At 63.6% G+C, this 17,285-nt stretch carries 14 protein-coding genes and 1 pseudogene; 9 read left to right on the top strand and 6 right to left on the bottom strand.

From position 1 onward, the window contains the following. Positions 1-47 precede the first annotated feature (47 nt). From NCR40_RS22995 to NCR40_RS22980, 4 genes and pseudogenes are all read right to left on the bottom strand, one after another. Complete coding sequence (locus NCR40_RS22995) at positions 48-899, bottom strand: sugar phosphate isomerase/epimerase family protein (RefSeq protein WP_250510750.1); 852 nt, start codon at positions 897-899, stop codon at positions 48-50. A 4-nt stretch (positions 900-903) separates the two neighbouring features. After that, the gene (locus NCR40_RS22990) at positions 904-2,067 is read right to left on the bottom strand and encodes a dihydrodipicolinate synthase family protein (protein ID WP_250510749.1); all 1,164 of its coding nucleotides are present in this window, start codon (positions 2,065-2,067) and stop codon (positions 904-906) included. A gap of 100 nt (positions 2,068-2,167) precedes the next feature. Beyond that, positions 2,168-2,854, bottom strand: a pseudogene (locus NCR40_RS22985) (3-ketoacyl-ACP reductase); the annotation flags it as partial. Between the two features lie 127 nt (positions 2,855-2,981). Beyond that, positions 2,982-3,647, bottom strand: coding sequence for a TetR/AcrR family transcriptional regulator (locus tag NCR40_RS22980; protein WP_250510748.1), 666 nt, complete (start codon positions 3,645-3,647; stop codon positions 2,982-2,984). Positions 3,648-3,843: 196 nt separating this feature from the next. Here NCR40_RS22980 and NCR40_RS22975 point away from each other — a divergent pair, with 196 nt between their 5' ends. The 5 genes from NCR40_RS22975 to NCR40_RS22955 all read left to right on the top strand — a co-directional run bounded on the left by NCR40_RS22975 (position 3,844) and on the right by NCR40_RS22955 (position 8,452). Next, positions 3,844-5,364 carry an acyl CoA:acetate/3-ketoacid CoA transferase gene (locus NCR40_RS22975; RefSeq protein ID WP_250510747.1) on the top strand — a complete coding sequence of 507 codons (1,521 nt, stop codon included), beginning with the start codon at positions 3,844-3,846 and terminating at the stop codon, positions 5,362-5,364. A 26-nt stretch (positions 5,365-5,390) separates the two neighbouring features. Continuing rightward, positions 5,391-6,161: an enoyl-CoA hydratase/isomerase family protein gene (locus tag NCR40_RS22970; protein WP_250510746.1), complete on the top strand. Its 771-nt coding sequence runs from the start codon at positions 5,391-5,393 to the stop codon at positions 6,159-6,161. Between the two features lie 71 nt (positions 6,162-6,232). Beyond that, positions 6,233-7,531, top strand: a complete 1,299-nt coding sequence (locus NCR40_RS22965) for an MFS transporter (protein WP_250510745.1) — start codon at positions 6,233-6,235, stop codon at positions 7,529-7,531. A gap of 48 nt (positions 7,532-7,579) precedes the next feature. Beyond that, positions 7,580-8,074, top strand: a complete 495-nt coding sequence (locus NCR40_RS22960; RefSeq protein WP_250510744.1) for an MOSC domain-containing protein — start codon at positions 7,580-7,582, stop codon at positions 8,072-8,074. A 45-nt stretch (positions 8,075-8,119) separates the two neighbouring features. Continuing rightward, positions 8,120-8,452 (top strand): DUF2322 family protein, encoded by a 333-nt coding sequence (locus NCR40_RS22955; RefSeq protein ID WP_244830080.1) that lies wholly within the window; start codon positions 8,120-8,122, stop codon positions 8,450-8,452. A 59-nt stretch (positions 8,453-8,511) separates the two neighbouring features. On the opposite strand, the gene NCR40_RS22950 is transcribed toward NCR40_RS22955, so the two are convergent. Then, complete coding sequence (locus tag NCR40_RS22950) at positions 8,512-9,864, bottom strand: MFS transporter (RefSeq protein ID WP_250510743.1); 1,353 nt, start codon at positions 9,862-9,864, stop codon at positions 8,512-8,514. 90 nt (positions 9,865-9,954) lie between these two features. After that, positions 9,955-10,872, bottom strand: coding sequence for a 5-dehydro-4-deoxyglucarate dehydratase (kdgD, locus tag NCR40_RS22945; protein WP_244830083.1), 918 nt, complete (start codon positions 10,870-10,872; stop codon positions 9,955-9,957). A 194-nt stretch (positions 10,873-11,066) separates the two neighbouring features. Between kdgD and garD the strand changes: the two genes are divergently transcribed. From garD to NCR40_RS22925, 4 genes are all read left to right on the top strand, one after another. Then, a complete protein-coding gene (gene garD, locus NCR40_RS22940) occupies positions 11,067-12,659 on the top strand; it encodes a galactarate dehydratase (RefSeq protein ID WP_244830086.1) in 1,593 nt (530 codons plus the stop codon). A 173-nt stretch (positions 12,660-12,832) separates the two neighbouring features. Further along, the gene (locus tag NCR40_RS22935) at positions 12,833-13,534 is read left to right on the top strand and encodes an ABC transporter ATP-binding protein (protein WP_244830087.1); all 702 of its coding nucleotides are present in this window, start codon (positions 12,833-12,835) and stop codon (positions 13,532-13,534) included. After that, the gene (locus NCR40_RS22930; RefSeq protein ID WP_250510742.1) at positions 13,531-16,098 is read left to right on the top strand and encodes an FtsX-like permease family protein; all 2,568 of its coding nucleotides are present in this window, start codon (positions 13,531-13,533) and stop codon (positions 16,096-16,098) included. The genes NCR40_RS22935 and NCR40_RS22930 overlap by 4 nt, the downstream gene beginning before the upstream one ends. After that, a complete protein-coding gene (locus NCR40_RS22925) occupies positions 16,098-17,279 on the top strand; it encodes a lipocalin-like domain-containing protein (protein ID WP_250510741.1) in 1,182 nt (393 codons plus the stop codon). The genes NCR40_RS22930 and NCR40_RS22925 overlap by 1 nt, the downstream gene beginning before the upstream one ends. The last annotated feature ends 6 nt before the right edge of the window (positions 17,280-17,285 follow it).

Raw genomic sequence — 17,285 nt, 5'->3', positions numbered from 1 at the left:
ACCCAGCGACGAGAGCCAAGAAAGCGCAAACAAACTAGGCCAAGATTTCAGCACACACTCGGCAGACGCTGCGCGCAAACGTCGAGCACATCGGCGGGATCGCGGCGCCACCAGTTGTCCTTCGAAAAAATCTCCACTTCGATCAAACCGTCATAGCCCGCGCGTTCGACTGCGGCCCGCAGCGCCGCGAGTTCGATCACGCCGTCGCCCATCATGCCGCGATCGAGCAACATGTCGCGCGTGTCGCGCAGCCAGTCGCATACGTGAAACGCACGAATCCTCTTGTCGCGTCCCGCCGCGCCTATCGACTCGACGAGCGCCGGGTCCCACCAGCAATGGTAGGCATCGACAGCGATGCCGAGAAAGCCATCCGCATGAGGATCGATGTCCGTGCATATCGCCAGCGCTTGCGCGATCGTGTTGATGGCCGAACGTTCTGCCGCGTACATGGGATGCAGCGGTTCGAGCGCGAGCGGCACGCCGCAGTCACGTGCGGTTTCATGCAACAAGCCGATGCCTTCCGCTATCTGCTCGCGCGCGCCGCGCAGGTCGCGACTGTCATCGGGCAGCGCGCCCACGACCATGACAAAGGCGCGTGCGTCGAGAATCGCTGCATCGCGCAGAGCCGCGCGGTTCGCTGCAATGTTCGCGTCGAACCCGGCACGCGTCGTCGCCGGAATGTAAGTCGAGCGGCAATAGCCCGTCACCGTGAGTCCGTGCGCGCGTATCTGCCGTGCAATCTGCTTGACATCTGCTTGTTCCACCTCATGCCGCCACGGCGCAATGCCGCCGAATCCTGCACGCGCGATACGGTCGATGGTCACGTCGAGCGGCTCGCGATGGCCGAGCGTCGCCGTGTTGATCGAGCATAGATCGAGTCTTCCTTGCAGGCTGCGCATGATGTCAGGCGCCGCAACCGAGGGCCGATAAAACCGCGCGCGCTCGCAAAATTGCTTGCTCGGGATCGCGCAGTAGGCCGGCGCGATCGGCAAGACGCAATACATCCGCGAGATACACGGGCGGCCGCATGCCGTGATGCCCGCCGAGCATGAAGAAGTGATCCTGAAAGCCGTTCAGATACGCGAGAAACACGACGCCCGTCTTGTAGTACTGCGTCGGCGCACGAAAAATATGGCGCGATAGCGGCACGGTCGGCGCGAGCAACGCGTGATAGCGCGCGTGATCGTTGACGGCGAGCGCGGCGAGCGCCTGCGATGCGGCGGGCGCAATGGCATCGAAAATGCCGAGCAGCGCATGCGAATGCCCGACCTCGTCGCCTTCTATCAGAACAGGATAGTTGAAGTCGTCGCCGGTGTACATCTTCACGTCATGCGGAAGGCGGCGCCGAAACGCGATCTCCTTCGCGTCGTCGAGCAGCGAAATCTTGATGCCGTCGATCTTCGCCGCGTTCTCGCCGATAATGTCAAGACACGTCCGCGCCGCGCTCTCGTAGTCTGGCGCGCCCCAATAACCCGCGAGTTCCGGGTCGAACATGTCGCCGAGCCAGTGCAGGATGACGGGCTCATTGCACATCGACAGGACTTCACGATAGACGCGCCGGTAATCGTCGCCATTTCGCGCCACCCGTGCGAGCGCGCGGCTTGCCATCAGGATGACGCGGCCGCCTGCGTGCTGGATGGCTTCGAGTTGTTCGGCGTAGGCGCGGATCACGTCGTCGCAAGAGCCGACTGTATGCGGCGCGACGTGGTCGGTGCCGCAGCCCGAAGCGATCGAAGCGCCGGGCATGTCACGCGTATCCGCTATCGTGCGCGTGATCAGTTCGAGCGCGCTCTTCCACGGCAGGCCCATGCCGCGCTGCGCGGTGTCCATCGCTTCGGCGATACCGAGCCCTTGCCCGATCAGATAGCGCCGATACTCGAGCGTGCGCGCCCAGTCGATCGCAACGGGTTCGTGAAGCTCGCCGCTCTTGCGTGGATCGGCGACGACATGTGCCGCCGAGTACGCGATGCGATTGAACGGCGCATCGGGTTGGCGCGGCACGAGCGGCGTGCCAATCAGACGATAGGTTTCCAGTGTGCCGCGTTCGGTCGGAAGCGTGATCTGCATGCGTATGCTCAGTATTTGTGAACGAGAAGACCGCCGTCGATGCGAACGACTGGCCGATGCTGTAGGGCAAGCCGCCCGTGGCGAGCGTGCGCACGGCGGAAGCCACTTCTTGCGGCGTGCCCCAGCGCTTGATCGCGGTGAGACCGTGTTCCATTTGCACGTCATAGCGCGCTTTCGAGGGCGCCGTCATCTCGGTTTCGATGAAACCCGGCTGCACTTCGTAGACGCCCACGCCGAAGTCCGCGAGCCGTAGCGAGAAGAGCGTCGTTGCCATGGAGAGACCGGCCTTGGACACGCAATACTCGCCGCGCTGCACGGAGGCCGCGACGGCATTCGACGAAGTGATGGTGATGATCGAAGGTGGATAGTTCGCCCCAGGCGCAGCGGTAGTGCGTGCGATGCGCCGCCCGAATGCCTGCATCAGAAAAAACGTGCCGCGCGTGTTCACCTGGAGGCACCGGTCGTAACTTTCCGGCGATACATCGAGCAAATCGCCGCGCGACATCACCGAGACGCCCGCATTGTTGACGAGACACGTCACCGGTCCCAGACGTTCTTCGATTGCGCCGAACAGGCTGTCGTGTTGCGCGATGTCGGCGAGATCGGAGAGTTGCACCGCGCATCGTGCGCCGCGTGCGATGACGGCGTCGCGGGCATCGTCGAGTTCGGCGGATGCGGCGATATCCGTGATGGCGATATCGAAACCGGCGCTTGCGAGTTCCAGCGTGATCGCGCGGCCAATGCCGCGACGCGCGCCGGTGACGAGCGCAACGGGACATTCGTTCATTGCCCTTTCCCTCCATGATTTATAAGTAACGATACGGTTCGTTATTTATAAAATCAAGCGCTATCGAGCCGAAGAGGGTTTTTACCTAGCAGGGGAGCGGCGGCAGAGAAAGGCCGCCGAAATGCGGTCAGCGCGGACGCAGCAGGCTGAGCACGGTATCGATATTGAATTCGAGCCGTTCGCGCAGCGCCTCTTTCGAGACGAAATCGAAGCCGAAGATCACTTCGCCGGTGAAGCGATTGGTCAGGTAGTAGTAGCCGATGGCCGCAAGCGTCAGATGCAACTGGCGCGCGTCGATGCCGCTGCGGAAGTCGCCGGCCGCGACGCCACGGTCGAGAATCGACTGCAGCATGTCGATGAAACCGCCGTGCAGTTCGCGAAAACGCAGCGACTTCTTCACATGCCGCGCGCGATGCAGATTCTCGCTGTTCACGAGCGCCATGAACTCGGGATGCTTGAGGTAATACTCCCAGGTGAACGTCATGAGCGCGCGGATGGCCTCGGCGGGCGGCAAGTGGCCGAGTTCCAGCTTGCGCTCCGCGTCGCGAATATCGGACCACGCGTCTTCCAGCACCGCCTGAAAGAGTTCGTCCTTGCCCTTGAAGTATTCGTAAATCATGCGCTTGTTGACGCCCGCCTTTTCGGCGATCGAATCGATGCGCGCGCCACCCAGCCCGACTTTCGCAAATTCCGCCTTGGCCGCGGCCAGGATCTTCGTCTGCGTCTGGATTGGATCGCGCGTGCGTTTGCTTTTCTTCGGCGCGTCCGGCGCTTCGGCGGTCGTTATCGGCATTGCCCCGTCTCTTTCGTGTTCGAAGCCTGAACGTTAGCCGACGCCGCCGGCACTGGCAATGCGCGCACTGTCGACGTGATCATCGTAAACCCCATTTTGTTCATCGAGCGCTTGAAGCCAATCCGAGCGTGTGCCAACATCTTCTTTAAGTAACGAACCAGTTCGGTTTTAGAGATTTTGAACGAGGTAATTCAAATTGGATAAATGGATTCACGCCGAGGCCGTCGCGAACGCGATCCCCGACGGCGCGACGATTGCAATCACCGGTTCCGGCGGCGGCTTGCTGGAACCCGACGCCGTGCTCGCCGCCATCGAAACGCGTTTTCTGACGACGGGGCATCCATGTGACTTGACGGTGGTTCACGCGCTCGGCGTCGGCGACGGGCGCGGCAGCGGTCTGGGCCGTTTTGCGCACGAAGGCATGGTCAGGCGCGTGATCGGCGGACATTGGGTCTGGTCGCCGGCCATGCAGCAACTCGCCGAGAGCGGCCGTATCGAGGCGTACAGCTTTCCGGGCGGCGTGATTGCCACGCTGTTTCGCGAGATCGGGGCGAAGCGTCCTGGCGTGCTGACGCGCGTCGGCTTGCGCACGTTCGTCGATCCGCGCTTCGGCGGCGGCAAGCTCAACGATCAAACGCATGAGGATCTCGTCGAACTCGTGACGCTGGGCGGCGAAGAGTATTTGCGCTACATGCCGTTTCGCATCGACTGGGCCATCGTCATGGCGTCTTCCGCCGATGACAGCGGCAACCTCACCACGCGCCACGAACCCGCCGACCTCGATATCTACGCGGTCGCGCTCGCTGCGCACAATAGCGGCGGCACGGTCGTCGCGCAGGTGAAGACGCGTTCGAAAGACTACGTGCCCGCGCGGCTCGTGCGCGTTCCCGGCGTGATGGTCGACCGGATCGTCGAGACGCCCGCGCAACGTCAATGTGCGATCAGCGACTACGACGCGGCGTTGAGCGGCGAAGCGCTCTTGGAAGCGCACTCTTCGAACGATGAGGCGGCTTATCCCGAAGGCATGCGCCTGATCGTCGCCGAGCGCGCGGCGCGGGAACTTGGCGTGGACCAGTCGGTGAACTTCGGTTTCGGCTTTCCGGGCGCGATTCCCGCCGTGCTCGCAAGACGGGGGCGCGCCAACGACTACTGGGGATCGGTGGAGCAGGGCGTGCATCGCGGCGTAATGCTCGACGGCGCCATGTTCGGCACGGCGCGAAATGCCGATGCCATCCTCCCGAGCGTCGATCAGTTCGACTTTTACAGCGGCGGCGGTATCGACGTGACCTTCCTCGGCATGGGCGAGTTCGACGAAGAAGGCAACGTCAACGTGTCGAAGCTCGGCAGCACGGTGGTCGGCCCGGGCGGATTCATGGACATTGCACAGGGCGCGAAGAAGATCGTCTTCTGCGGCGCATTCGAGGCGAAAGGTCTCGAAGTGAAGCAGCACGCCGACAGCCTCGAAATAGTCACGCCCGGTTCGGTGCCCAAGGCCGTGAAGCGCGTGCGCCATGTCACGTTCAGCGGTGTGCAGGCGCGTCTCGAAGGCAAGGAAGTCCTCTACGTGACCGAGCGCGCCGTGTTCCGGCTCGATGCGCTCGGCGTGCGGCTCATCGAAGTGGCGAAGGGTATTGACGTGCGCCGCGACGTGCTCGCGCGCATGGCGTTCGAGCCGCTCGTCGACGAGCATTTGCTCGAAGTGGAGTCGGCCGCATGACAACGAATCGGAACGAGGAGACAGGCATGCAATCGGAATCCGGCATTCGCTTCGCCGTCGAGGGCGGCATCGCGGTCATCACGCTCGAACGCGTGGCCCGTCATAACGCGCTGACGCTTCACATGCTCGACGATATCGCGCGCGCCGTGAAAGAAGTCGAGCGCAACGATGACGTGCGCGTCTTGCGCTTCGAAACCGCGAGTCCGCGCTTCTTTTCGAGCGGCGCGGATATCAACGAGTGGGGCGACATCGATCCCCAGAAGATGGGCACGCGCTTCATACGCGAGGGAAATCGCGTGTTTCGTGGCATCGCGGAACTGGATATTCCGACCATCGCGGTGCTCTCGGCCAGTGCGCTTGGCGGCGGACTGGAACTCGCGCTTGCATGCGATCTGCGCTATGCGAGCGTCGATGCGAAGCTCGGTTTTCCCGAGGCCTCCGTCGGCGCGATCCCCGGCTGGATGGGCTGCGCGCGTCTCGCGGAACTCGTGGGCGCGGTACGCACGCGTGAACTGATTCTGCTCGGCGAACCTATCGATGCCGCGCGCGCGGTGGCATGGGGAATCGTCAACGAAGCCTTGCCCGCGGATACCTTGCGCGCACGTGTCGATACCGTGAGCGCGTTGCTCGTCGGCCGGTCGCGGACCTCGCTGTCGGTTGGAAAGCGGCTGCTTCGACTAGTCGAAACGGGCCAGGCAGAAATTGCGCACGAACTGGCGGCTTCGGTATGCAAGGCATCGCCGGATGCGCTCGAAGGGGTGGCGGCTTTTCGCGAGAAACGCAGCGCGAGATTTTGACGTCTCTCGGCGTAGTCATCGCGAGCCCGATAATTACTTAGTAAACCGTATGAAGTGGAGAGAGACAAAACATGGACCGTTCCAGTTACCGCTGGCGCATCTGCGCGCTGCTGTTTTTTGCGACCACCATCAACTATTTGGACCGGCAAGTGCTCGGTCTGCTCAAACCCGCGCTCGCGGTGCAGTTCAGTTGGACGGAGACGCAATATAGCTACATCGTCGTCATTTTCACCGCTTGCTATGCAGTGGGCATGCTGCTGTCGGGAAAGCTCGTCGATCGCGTCGGCGTGAAAATCGGCTATGGCGTGTGCGTGTTGTTGTGGAGCATCGCGGCGTGCGGACACGCGCTCGTGCGCAGCACCTTCGGCTTCGGCGTGATGCGAGCCTTGCTCGGCTTATCGGAATCGGGCAGCTTTCCATGCGCGGTAAAGAGCGTATCCGAATGGTTCCCGCGCAAGGAACAGGCGTTCGCGGTCGGCATTCTGACTTCGGGCACGAGCATCGGCGCGGTGGTGGCGCCGGCGACCGTGCCTTGGCTCGCGGCCGTGTACGGATGGGAAGCGGCTTTCTTCGTCACCGGCCTGACCGGTTTCGTGTGGCTCGGCTTCTGGTACTTCATGTATCAGGCGCCTTTGGAACACAAGAAGGTGTCGCGGGAAGAACTTCGCCTGATCGACGATGGCGCTTCCACCAACGCCGCGACGCAACCGCGCATCAGCTGGTTCGCGCTCTTGAAGTTGCGGCCGACATGGGCGTTCTTCGTCGGTAAATTGCTGACGGATCCCATCTGGTGGTTCATGCTGTTCTGGCTGCCGTCGTACTTCAATTCGCGCTTCAATCTCGACTTGAAGAACCTCGGGCTGCCGCTCGTGATCGTGTATGTCGCGACGTCCATCGGAAGCGTGGGTGGCGGGTGGGTATCGTCGAAACTGATTGCGCGCGGCTGGAGCGTTTCGAAGGCGCGTGGCACGACCATGTTCGGCCTCGCGCTGCTCGTCACGCCAATTGCATTCGCGCCGTGGATCGACAACATGTGGGCGATGGTCGCTTTGCTCAGTCTCGCGGCGGCGGCGCACCAGGGCTGGTCGGCGAATCTTTTCACTACCGCGTCCGACATGTTCCCGAAGCAACTGGTCGGCTCCGTGGTCGGCATCGGCGGATTGGCGGGTGCCTTGGGCGCGACGCTCTTTCCGCTTTTCGTCGGCGCGGTGCTCGACCACTTCAAGTTGCTCGGCAACATCGGCGCCGGTTACAACGTCATCTTCGTGATCTGCGGCAGCGCTTATCTCATTGCGTGGCTCTTGATGCGCGTGATTCGCGCGTCCAGGACGGTGACCGATGTCGACGGCCTGCAGGCCGACGCGAGTTAAAGGCAAACGATAGAATCCTACGCATCGCCGTGCGCTTCCATCGTCCTTATGCCGCTCAATCCTGAGTCGCCGCTCGCCCGTCTCATGCTCGCGCCCGTGCTGCCCGGCGGAATAGTATGGATAGGCTTGCGCACGGCGCGGCGCGCGCCCATGCAACAGGTCGAGAGTACGACGGCGCTGACAGGCGGCGGCCTTGACGGCGACCACTACAGCCGCAAGCAGGGCAATCGGCAAGTGACGCTGATACAGCTCGAAAGCATGCGTGCCATTGCGAGCCATCTTGGCCGCGACGAAGTCTCGCCATTCGATCTGCGACGCAATATCGTCACGTCGGGCATCAATCTGCATGCGCTGAAGGACCGTCGGTTTCGTATCGGCGATGCGGTGCTCGAAGCGAGCGGCGAATGTCATCCCTGTTCGCGGATGGAAGAGACTTTCGGCGTCGGCGGCTATAACGCCGTGCGCGGCTTCGGCGGAATCACGGCACGCGTGATCGAAGGCGGAGCGATCGCGCTTGGCGATGCGATCGTGCCTTTGACGTAAGATAGCGCGCTTCCGAACGTCCATTATCGAACAGGAGCGTCAAGCGTGATCGAGCCGAAGAGCGTATTCAAGGACAACTTGGCGCAATTGCCGGGCATCGATGGTATCGGGCGTATCGATCTGATCGATAGCCGAGGCGCGGTGGTGTCGAGCATCGAAAACAAGCCGGGCAAGCAGGGCTCGCTCGCGGTGTATCACTATCTCAAGCAGGCCTTCGGCACGCTCGATGTCGAGGCCGCCGAGTATGGCCTCGCTCTTTTCGCCGAACATACGACCGATGCGCGCAGCCGTCCGGGCGCGCATCCGAATGTGGATCGGCTGGTCGAGATTGCAAATGGTGGCGAACCGTTGCGTATTGAAGTGATCGCCGCGGAATGAGAAAAAGCGGCCACGAAGGCCGCTTTCATCGACTTAAGCCGACACATCGAGCTGACACATCAAACCGGCTTTAACTCCACCCGCTTGATGTCCTTGACGATCACGAGATAGGCAAACACCGTGATCAGCGCATTGACGCCGACGAACGCCAGCGCGCCGTTGAACGAGCCGGTCCGCGCGAGGATATAGCCGATCACGATCGGCGTGACGATGCCCGCCGCATTGCCGAACATATTGAAGATCGAACCCGACAAGCCGATGGCTTCCTTCGGCGCCGTATCCGCGACCACCGCCCAGCCCAACGCACCTATACCCTTGCCGAAGAACGCGAGCGACATCAACGCCACGACGAGCCAGTCCGCATCCACATAGTTGCAGCCGATAATGCACGACGACAGCAACATGCCGGCGACGATCGGCAGCTTGCGCGCGAACGTGACCGAACGCCCGTGGCGGATCAGCGAGTCGGACAGCACGCCGCCCAGCACGCCGCCGAGAAAGCCGCAGATTGCAGGCAGCGAGGCGATCAGGCCCGCTTGCAGAATCGTCATGTGACGCGCCTGCACGAGATAGATGGGAAACCACGTCAGGAAGAAGTACGTCAGCACGTTGATGCAGAACTGCGCGAGATACACGCCGAGCAGCATGCGGTTCGTGAGCAACTGGAGCACGGCGCTCCAGCCCAAAGCGTTGCCACCGTTGCCACCGACGCGCCCACGCCGATGCCCGCGCACGAGACCGCCGCCTTCCTCGATGTAATCGAGTTCCTGCTTGTTGATGCCCGGATGATCGGCGGGATTCTTCATGACAGCGAGCCATGTCAGCGCAAGCAGCAAGCCGGCGATACCCATGACGATATACACGTGATGCCAGCCGAAAGCGTGCGTGAGCCAGGCCATCAACGGCGTGAACACGACAGCGGCGAAATATTGCGCCGCATTGAAAATGGCCGATGCCGTGCCGCGTTCGCTGGTCGGAAACCAGCTTGCGACCACTTTGGCGTTGGCGGGGAAGGCGGGCGCTTCGGCCGCGCCCATCATGAAGCGCAGCACGAACAACGCGGTCACGGCGGTGGCGGCGCTGCCGAGCAGGCCGATCGAGCTTTGCAGCAGCGTAAACAGCGACCACAGAAAGATACTCGCCGCATACACGCGCCGCGCGCCGAAGCGGTCGAGCAGCCAGCCTGCGGGAAGCTGCGAGAGCACATACGCCCAACTGAAGGCCGAGAAGATATACCCCATGCGGATGGCGTCGAAACCGAACTCGGCGCGCATCGCGGAGCCGGTGACCGACAAGGTCGCGCGATCCGCATAGTTGAAGGTCGTGATCACGAAGATCAGCAACAGAATCACGTAACGCACTTTCGTGCGCTTCATGGCGTCGGCCGGAGCAGCAGCGCGGCTCATCGACATGGCAATCTCCTTTTGGTTACGGCAAAAAAAACGCGCGGCGCTCGTTGATTACGGCGCCGCGCGTTTTTGTGTCTCCTGCCTGTCGTACTCTTACTGTGCGCCGAGCTTCTTGATCAGCACGTCGAGCTGGGCGACTTCTTCCTCGGTCAGGTCGGTGAGCGGTGCGCGCACCGGGCCCGCGTCGTGACCGACCAGCTTCGCGCCCGCCTTGACGATGCTCACCGCATAGCCCGCACGGCGATTGCGGATGGCGAGGTACGGCAGGAAGAAGTCGTCGATCAGCTTGCCGACGGTTTCGTGGTCGTCCGCCGCGATGGCGCGATAGAAGTCCATCGCGGTCTTCGGAATGAAGTTGAACACGGCCGACGAATACACCGGCACGCCGAGCGCCTTGTAGGCGGCGGCGTAGACTTCCGCGGTCGGCAGGCCGCCGAGGTACGAGAAGCGGTCGCCCAGACGGCGGCGGATGGTGACCATGGGCTCGATCTCGCCCACGCCGTCCTTGAAGCCGATCAGGTTCGGGCAGCGGTCGGCCAGACGTTCGAGCATGTCGGCGTTGAGCTTGGAGTTGGCGCGGTTATAGATGATGACGCCCATCTTCGGCACGGCCTTGCAGACTTCTTCGGCGTGAGCCGCGATACCTTCTTGCGACGCTTCGGTCAGATAATGCGGCATCAGCAAAATGCCCTGCGCGCCATTCTTCTCGGCTTCCTGCGCAAACGCGATGGCCGTGCGCGTCGGGCCGCCCGCGCCGGCGAGAATGGGCACCTTGCCACGGCACACTTCGGTGGCCGTCTTCACGATCTGCGAATATTCGGGTTGCGTCAGCGAAAAGAACTCACCCGTGCCGCCCGCTACAAACAGCGCCGATGCGCCGTAGGGCGCGAGCCATTCGAGGCGTTCGGCGTAAGTATCCGCGCGGAAGTTGCCTTGGCTGTCGAAGTCGGTCACGGGAAAAGAAAGCAGGCCTTCGGAAACGATTTGCTTGAGTTCTTGCGGTGTCGTCATGGTGTTATCTCGGTGGGCAGCGTCCGGCGGTTGCAGCGCTTATAGGTCATCGTACAACATGGGGTGACGTCGTACAACCAAAAGTGAATGGAATCGACGCTCTTCGGGGTAAACACCGACCAAAAGACGGCGGCTATGTTGTAGGATGACATAACTCTAGCCGGCAGAAGTTTTCGCGCCAAGGATCATCAAGAATGAATCAGTCCCCGCTCTATATTCGCGTGCACCCGGACGATAACGTCGCGATCGTCGTCAACGACGGCGGTCTGGGCGAAGGCGCCACGTTCGCCGACGGCCTCGTGCTGCGCGAGCGCGTGCCGCAAGGCCACAAGGTCGCGCTGGCCGATCTGCAGGAAGGCGACGCGGTCATCCGCTACAACGTCGTGATCGGCTATGCGAACAAGCCGCTGCCAAAGGGAAGCTGGATCAACGAGCACGTGCTGCGCATGCCCACGCCGCCCGAGTTGCACGATCTGCCGATCGCGACCATCAAGGCGCCGGACAACTCGCCGCTCGAAGGCTTCACGTTCGAGGGGTATCGCAATGCGGACGGCTCGGTCGGCTCGCGCAACATCCTCGCCATCACGACGACCGTGCAGTGCGTGGCCGACGTCGTGCAGCACGCGGTGACGCGCATCAAGACGGAACTGCTGCCGCAATACCCGAATGTCGACGACGTCGTGAGCCTCGGCCATACGTACGGCTGCGGCGTCGCCATCGACGCGCCCGACGCCATGGTGCCTATCCGCACGGTGCGCAATATCGCGCTGAATCCGAACTTCGGCGGCGAAGTGATGATGGTGAGTCTCGGCTGCGAGAAGCTGCAGCCCGAGCGCCTGATGCCGCCTGGCACCATTCCTATCGCGGCGGCATCGGTGGAAGTGGACGACGTTGCCGATATCGGCGATCTCACGGCGGACGAGAACGGCGGCGCGGTCGTGCTGCAGGACGAATCGCACGTCGGCTTCGAGTCGATGATCGATTCCATCATGCGCATGGCCGACTCGCACCTGAAACGCCTCAACAATCGTCGCCGCGAGACGTGTCCGGCGGCGGACCTCGTGATCGGCGTGCAGTGCGGCGGCAGCGACGCCTTCTCCGGTCTGACGGCGAATCCGGCAGTCGGTTTCGCGACCGACCTGCTGGTGCGTGCAGGCGCGACCGTCATGTTCTCGGAAGTAACCGAAGTGCGCGATGGCGTCGCCCAGTTGACGGCGCGCGCCGCGAACGGCGAAGTGGCGGCGGCGATCATCCGCGAGATGCAGTGGTACGACGATTATCTGAAGCGCGGCGGCGCGGATCGTAGCGCGAACACCACGCCGGGCAACAAGAAGGGCGGGCTGTCGAATATCGTCGAGAAGGCGATGGGGTCCATCGTCAAGTCGGGTAGCTCGACCATTTCGGGCGTGCTTTCGCCGGGCGAAAAGGTCAAGCAGAAGGGCTTGATCTACGCGGCGACGCCCGCGAGCGACTTCATCTGCGGCACGCTGCAACTGGCTGCGGGTATCAACCTGCATGTGTTCACCACCGGACGCGGCACGCCGTACAGCCTGGCCGAAGTACCGGTCATCAAGGTCGCGACGCGTTCGGATCTGGCGCGGCGCTGGCACGATCTGATGGATATCAACGCGGGCACCATCGCGACGGGCGAAGCGACGATTGCAGACGTGGGCTGGGAGTTGTTCCGTCTCATGCTCGATGTCGCGAGCGGAAAGAAGCAGACGCGCGCCGAGAAACTGAAACTGCATAACGCGCTGGTTCTATTCAATCCGGCGCCGGTGACCTGATTTTTATCGCTGTTCGCTGGAGCGATGCGCCCCGTCACCGGCATGGCTGGTGAACGGGGCGCAGTCGTTTGTGGTCGTGAGCGCGTCGAGGCGAGCGCTGCCGTCGCTGCTTGCCGCGATGGCTCCGGGTACACTACTTGCCCCTTGAAACGACCGTCCCACGCCTGGCCCTCATGCCCTCCATCGCCCCCGCACTCGAATGCCGCCGCCTCAGCAAGTCCTACGGCAACGGCCGCATCGTGCTCGCGGGCCTCGACTTCATCCTCGAATCGGGCGAGTTCGTCGCGATCATGGGCGACTCGGGCGTCGGCAAGTCCACTTTGCTGAATCTGATCGCCGGTCTCGATACCGCCGACAGCGGCGACGTACTGATCGATGGCGCGCCGATGTCCACCCAAAGCGACGATGCCGCCACGCGCACGCGCCGCGAGAAGCTCGGCTTCGTCTTTCAGGCGTTTCACGTGCTGCCGCATCTCACGCTCGCGCAAAACGTCGCCGTGCCGCTGCTGCTCAACGCCATGCCGCCTGCGCCCGCGAACGCGATGCTCGCCGCTGTCGGTCTCGCGGGCCGCGACGATGATTTGCCGCGACAGTTGTCCGGCGGCGAGTTGCAGCGCGTGGCGATTGCGCGCGCGTTGGTGCATCGGCCGCGCCTCATTCTCGCCGATGAACCCACCGGCAATCTCGATCCGCAAACGGCGCACGAAATCCTCGCGCTCTTGCGCCACGAAACGAAATCGACGGGCGCCGCGACCATCATGGTCACGCATTCCGAAGCGGCCGCCGCGGTTGCCGATCGCGTGCTCGTGCTCGCGGACGGCACCTTGCACGAGGCGGAATCGCTCGCGGCGTTCAACGCAGCGCGCGTCCAATGACGGCGCTCGCCGCCGCGCCCCGCACGCTCACGCGCTGGCTGCTCGGCGCGCAATGGCACAGTCATCGCGGCCGCGCGCTGGTCGCCATACTCACTATCGCGCTTGGCGTCGGGCTCGGCTACGCGGTGCAGCTCATCAACAGCGCCGCGTTCAACGAGTTTTCCGCCGCCGCGCGCAGTCTGTCCGGCCAGGCGGACTTGCAGGTACGCGGCGCACAGCCGTTCGTCGATGAAAACATCTATCCGCAACTCGCCGCGCACGAAGGCGTGGTCATGGCGAGTCCCGTGCTCGAAGTCGATGCCGCCGTGCCCGGCCGCGATGCGCCGCTCAAGGTGCTTGGCATCGATGTGTTCCGCGCCAAGCGCGTCGCGCCGGACCTTACGGGCGTGCCGTCCGCCAACGCGCCGTTCGACGTGCTGTCGGGCGATGCCATCTTTCTGTCGACCGCCGCATTGCAATGGCTCGGCGCACGCGCCGGCGGCAAGGTTGCGTTGTTGAGCGGGACCGAGAAGGTGCCGTTGCGGGTGGCGGGCGGAATCGCGCGGGCATTGCCGGGACAGCGCATCGCGGTGATGGACATTGCGGCGGTGCAGACGCGCTTCCATATGACGGGCAAGCTGTCGCGCGTCGATCTGCAACTCGCGCGCGGTGTCGATCGCGACGCCTTCCAGCGCGAGCTGCAGCAGTCGCTCGGAGCGCGTTTTGTCGTCGGACAGACGCGCGATGTCGAAAGCCGCACCGACCGGCTTTCGCGCGCGTATCGCATCAACATGAACGTGCTGGCGCTCGTCGCGCTTTTTACCGGCGCGTTTCTGGTGTTTTCGACGCAAGCGGCGGGCGTCGTGCGCCGCCGCGCGCAATTCGCGATGTTGCGCGTGCTCGGCATGACGCGCAGGCAACTCGTGCGGCAGATCATGCTCGAAGGCGCATTGCTGGGCGTGGTGGGCGCGATCATCGGCATTGCGCTGGGTTATGCGGTGGCGGCGGTGGCGCTGCGCTCTTTCGGCAGCGATCTGGGCGGCGGCTACTTTCCGGGCGTGCAGCCGCGAGTCGGTTTCGAACCGCTTGCGACAACCATCTTTCTTGCGCTCGGGATTGGCGTGGCGCTGGCGGGGACGCTCGTTCCCGCGCTCGAAGCGGCGCGCGCGCGGCCCGCGCCCGCGCTCAAGGCGGGCAGCGAGGAAGCCGCGCTCACGCCGCTGCGCAAGCCGTGGCCGGCGTTGATCTGTCTTGCGCTCGGCGTGGTGCTGACGCAAGTGCCGCCTGTCTTCGATGCCCCCATCGCCGGTTATCTCGCCGTCGCGTTTCTGCTCGTCGGTGGCATCGCGCTCATGCCGCGTCTGACGGCCATCGTGTTTCGCGCGGCGAGCGTCGGGTATGCATCGCGAAAGAATAAGGCGCCGCGCGCGCGCGGCACGATCGCCACGCTCGCGCTCGCGCGGCTTGCGAATGCGCCCGGTCAAGCGTCGATTGCCATGGGCGGCGTGCTGTCGAGCTTCACGCTGATCGTCGCGATGGCGATCATGGTGGCGAGCTTTCGCGTGTCGGTGGAAGACTGGCTCATGCATCTGCTCTCCGCCGATCTCTACGTGCGCATGGCGTCGAGCGGCGATACGGGCGGCTTGCGTCCGGCCGAGCAGGCGCAACTCGCGGCGACAAAGGGCATCGAACACACGGCGTTTTTGCGCACCTCGCAGGTGACGCTCGATTCGGCGAAGCCGCCTATCGTGCTGATCGCACGCGAAATCGATGCCGCCGATCCGGGCGCCACGTTGCAGATGACGGGTTCCGTGCTGCCGCCTTCGTCGTGGCAACCGAACGAGACGCCGGTATGGGCGTCGGAGGCGACGGTCGATCTTTATGGCTATCGGGTCGGCGAGCGCATTGCGTTGCCGGTCGGCGCGGCGAAGGAGCGCTTCGTCATCGCGGGCATCTGGCGCGACTACGTGCGGCAGACGGGCGCGTTGCAGATCCGGCTCGCCGATTACCGCCGCATCACGGGCGACACCACCGCGACCGACGCCGGCATCACGCTGTCGAAGGGCGTGCCGGCCGCACAGGTGATCGACGCGCTAAAGCGCTTGCCGTTCGGCGCCACGCTCGAATTTTCGCAGCCGGGCGACATCCGCGCGCGCACGCTCACCATCTTCGACCGGAGTTTCGCGGTGACTTATTTGCTGGAAGGCGTGGCTATCGTGATCGGCCTGTTCGGCGTGGGCGCGACGTTTTCGGTGCAGACACTTGCGCGCGCTCGCGAGTTCGGCATGCTGCGGCATGTCGGCGTCACGCGCGGGCAGATCCTGGCGCTGCTTGCAAGCGAAGGTGGCTTGCTTACCTTGCTCGGTATCGCGATGGGTTGCGTGCTTGGGTTCGCGATCAGTTTGATCCTCGTGTTCATCGTCAATCCACAGTCGTTTCACTGGACGATGTCACTGCATGTGCCCTGGTCAATGATCGCGATCATCGGCTGCGTGATGCTCGCTTCTTCATGCGCGACGGCGGTGCTGGCGGGAAGACGCGCGGTGTCCATCGATGCCGTGCGCGCGGTGCGGGAGGATTGGTGATGCGTGCGTCTTTGCTTTCGACGATGATGCTTTTGGCGACCGTCGCCGGCGCGGCAGATGCGGAAGGCGCGGCAGATGCGGCAGATGCGGCGAAAGCGGCAAGCACCACGGAGACGTCCGACACAGCCAGTTCCACCGACCGGCAATTTGCATCCGTCAGCCCCGGCCACTCCATCCAATGGCCCCAAGACACCGGCTCCCACCCGGCTTACCGCACCGAATGGTGGTACGCAACCGGCTGGCTCGAAACACTCGATCACAAGCCGATGGGCTTCCAGATCACCTTCTTCCGTTCGAAGACCGGCAAGGGCGCGCCAACGAGTGCTTTCGATCCATCGCAACTCATCATCGCGCATGCCGCCCTGAGCGATCCCGCGCACGGCCGCCTCGTGCACGATCAGAACGTCGCGCGACAAGGCTTCGATCTCGCCTACGCGAAAAACGGCAACACCGACGTCAAGCTCGATTCGTGGCGCATGACGCGCGCAGCGGACGGCCGCTACACCGTCAGCGCCGATGCCGCCGGCTTCGCATTGCATCTCGTCTTCGCGCCGACGCAGCCGCCGATGCTGCAAGGCGATGCGGGCTACTCGCAGAAGGGCCCGCTTCCCGCGCAGGCGAGCTACTACTACAGCGAGCCGCAATTGAGCGTGAGCGGAAGCGTCACGCGGCCGTCGGCATCCGAGAAAAAAGGCGATACGGTCGCCGTCACCGGCAAGGCCTGGCTCGATCACGAATGGTCGAGCACGCTGCTTTCGTCGGATGCATCCGGCTGGGACTGGCTCGGCGCGAATCTCGACGACGGCTCCGCACTCATGGCCTTCAAGGTGCGCAGCCGCGACGGCCACGCGATCTGGGCGCATGCCGCATTACGCGATGCCGCCGGACACGCGACGCAATACGGCCCCGCCGATGTCGACTTCACGCCGCAACGTCGATGGCGCTCGCCGCGCACGGGCACGACGTATCCAGTGGCGATGAAGGTGCGCGTTGGCGCGCTGCAATGGCAGCTCGCACCGCTCATCGACGATCAGGAACTCGACTCACGCGATTCCACCGGCGCGCTTTACTGGGAGGGCGCGGTGACCCTGACGGGGACGGGTTCCGCGCCCGCTCAACGGGGGCGCGGCTATCTCGAACTGACGGGTTATGCGAAGGCCATCGAAGTCGAAAAGCGCTGACGCCGG

Source organism: Caballeronia sp. GACF4 (genome assembly GCF_023631025.1).
In the GTDB taxonomy this organism is placed as follows: domain Bacteria; phylum Pseudomonadota; class Gammaproteobacteria; order Burkholderiales; family Burkholderiaceae; genus Caballeronia.
This window is presented reverse-complemented; position numbering and strand designations above follow the sequence as displayed.

Bases quoted from the DNA above. Each gene is read 5' to 3' on its own strand.
- NCR40_RS22970 (WP_250510746.1), top strand. From the start codon at position 5,391: ATGCAATCGGAATCCGGCATTCGCTTCGCCGTCGAGGGCGGCATCGCG.
- NCR40_RS22930 (WP_250510742.1), top strand. From the start codon at position 13,531: ATGACGGCGCTCGCCGCCGCGCCCCGCACGCTCACGCGCTGGCTGCTC.
- kdgD (WP_244830083.1), bottom strand. From the start codon at position 10,872: ATGACGACACCGCAAGAACTCAAGCAAATCGTTTCCGAAGGCCTGCTT.
- NCR40_RS22925 (WP_250510741.1), top strand. From the start codon at position 16,098: ATGCGTGCGTCTTTGCTTTCGACGATGATGCTTTTGGCGACCGTCGCC.
- NCR40_RS22950 (WP_250510743.1), bottom strand. From the start codon at position 9,864: ATGTCGATGAGCCGCGCTGCTGCTCCGGCCGACGCCATGAAGCGCACG.
- NCR40_RS22965 (WP_250510745.1), top strand. From the start codon at position 6,233: ATGGACCGTTCCAGTTACCGCTGGCGCATCTGCGCGCTGCTGTTTTTT.
- NCR40_RS22990 (WP_250510749.1), bottom strand. From the start codon at position 2,067: ATGCAGATCACGCTTCCGACCGAACGCGGCACACTGGAAACCTATCGT.
- NCR40_RS22995 (WP_250510750.1), bottom strand. From the start codon at position 899: ATGCGCAGCCTGCAAGGAAGACTCGATCTATGCTCGATCAACACGGCG.
- NCR40_RS22980 (WP_250510748.1), bottom strand. From the start codon at position 3,647: ATGCCGATAACGACCGCCGAAGCGCCGGACGCGCCGAAGAAAAGCAAA.
- NCR40_RS22960 (WP_250510744.1), top strand. From the start codon at position 7,580: ATGCCGCTCAATCCTGAGTCGCCGCTCGCCCGTCTCATGCTCGCGCCC.
- garD (WP_244830086.1), top strand. From the start codon at position 11,067: ATGAATCAGTCCCCGCTCTATATTCGCGTGCACCCGGACGATAACGTC.
- NCR40_RS22935 (WP_244830087.1), top strand. From the start codon at position 12,833: ATGCCCTCCATCGCCCCCGCACTCGAATGCCGCCGCCTCAGCAAGTCC.